A 1,626-nucleotide genomic window follows, 5' to 3' on the forward strand; every position below is an offset into this window, starting at 1 on the left:
TCCCATAGAGCGCGTTTGGGAATATCTCAAGCAAGACTTGAAATGGGAGCTATTTGACAACCTGGAGCATCTGCGAACTCAAGTTGCTCAACTTCTGGCTAAACTGATACCATTTCACTAAAAAAATGATAAAAATAGTTAAATCAGAAATATGAGCAGAAGTTCATGGCTGGAGTCACAAAAGTAAAAATACAAGAGTCAGCAGAAGAATTACGTGAACTGCTGAAAAAACAAAAAACTGTATTAGGGAAAGAACGTATTCAAGCATTGTATTTACTGAAAATACAGCAGGTAAAGACAATCCAAGATTTGGCAGTAGTGTTGGGAAGAGGAAGTGCCACAGTGCAAAGGTGGTTAAAGGCTTATGCAGAATCGGGAATTGACACTCTGGTATCAAGAAAAAAAGGTTCAGGGCGACCACCAATTATTAACACAGATGTTCAAGAGCAACTTTCAAAGGAACTAGAAGACCCCCAGGGATTTAAAAGTTATGAAGAAATCCGAACATGGTTAAAAGCGGTAGAGGGAGTAGAAGCTTCATACAAAGTAGTACACGATACAGTGCGTTATCGAATGAAAGCGAAGCTAAAAGTACCGCGTGCAGTAGGTATAAAACACCAGCCCGAAGCGGAAGAGGAGTTTAAAAAAAACTTCCACAATACATAGAAGTAATTCAGAAATATGTCATACCACCAATAGATAAGCAAAGAAGAATTAGATACTGGTGCGAGGATGAAAGCCGTGTGGGGTTAAAGACTGAAGCGGGCAGATTAATTACCAACTTTGGGACTAAACCTATCGGTATCATGCAATTGTATTCGGGAGAATTTTTATTTATACGGATTAGTAGAACCGTTAACGGGTGAATATTTTATTTGGGAATTTTCTCATTTAAATGCAGCGTGTTTTCAGATATTTTTAGAAAAATTCTCTGCTACTTATTCCCAAGATATACATATTATTCAGTTAGACAACGGTGCTTTTCATTTTAGCCAATATCTTCAGATACCCGATAATATAATTTTATTGTTTCAACCCCCACATACGCCGCAAGTTAATCCAATTGAGCGGTTATGGGAAGAAGTTAAAAGACATTTGGCTTGGGAGAGTTTTGCTACGTTAGATGAATTAAGACACTTTATCTGGAAGCGTTTGGAGAAATTAAACACATTAACCGTTGCTTCTATAACAGGATGGGATTTTATTCTTGATGCTTTATTTGAATCAAATTTTTCGTGAATTGGTATAAGGTTAAAAGCCAATTTAAATAAATGCTTTCAGGGTGTAATTCCATTGGGTAAAGGATTTATAGTTCCTGAACAGCAAGTACAAGACTGGATTAAGGATGATCTAAAAAATCAAGAAGTATTAAAGCTGTTTTCAATGGGTGCGAATTTGGCGAAAAACCCTCATGGTAAACCAGAACGCTGGCTTATAGATTTTAATGATATGAGTATTGAAGAGGCTAGTAATTATCAATTGCCTTAACGTTGATGATGACATTTTAGAAAAATTACTGATACCAATTTAATATGAAGCTGCATAGAAAAGAGCTTCTAAAATAAAGTTATAAGAGGAGATAGACATTACCTGCTCAAATGTTAATTGCTCGAATAGTTGTTGTAT

The 1,626-nt window shown here is 36.1% G+C and carries 3 protein-coding genes; all 3 read left to right on the forward strand.

Annotated elements, in window-relative coordinates:
• The first annotated feature begins 165 nt into the window (after positions 1-165).
• The 3 genes from H6G18_RS24505 (at position 166) to H6G18_RS24515 (ending at position 1,488) form a co-directional block, all read left to right on the forward strand.
• Positions 166-666 (forward strand): helix-turn-helix domain-containing protein, encoded by a 501-nt coding sequence (locus tag H6G18_RS24505; protein WP_190409683.1) that lies wholly within the window; start codon positions 166-168, stop codon positions 664-666.
• A gap of 117 nt (positions 667-783) precedes the next feature.
• A complete protein-coding gene (locus tag H6G18_RS24510; RefSeq protein WP_199311828.1) occupies positions 784-1,239 on the forward strand; it encodes a transposase in 456 nt (151 codons plus the stop codon).
• Between the two features lie 54 nt (positions 1,240-1,293).
• Positions 1,294-1,488 (forward strand): hypothetical protein, encoded by a 195-nt coding sequence (locus H6G18_RS24515; RefSeq protein ID WP_242040465.1) that lies wholly within the window; start codon positions 1,294-1,296, stop codon positions 1,486-1,488.
• Positions 1,489-1,626 lie beyond the last annotated feature (138 nt).

Origin of the sequence: Anabaena subtropica FACHB-260, from assembly GCF_014697105.1 — a bacterium.
Lineage (GTDB): Bacteria > Cyanobacteriota > Cyanobacteriia > Cyanobacteriales > Nostocaceae > Trichormus > Trichormus subtropicus.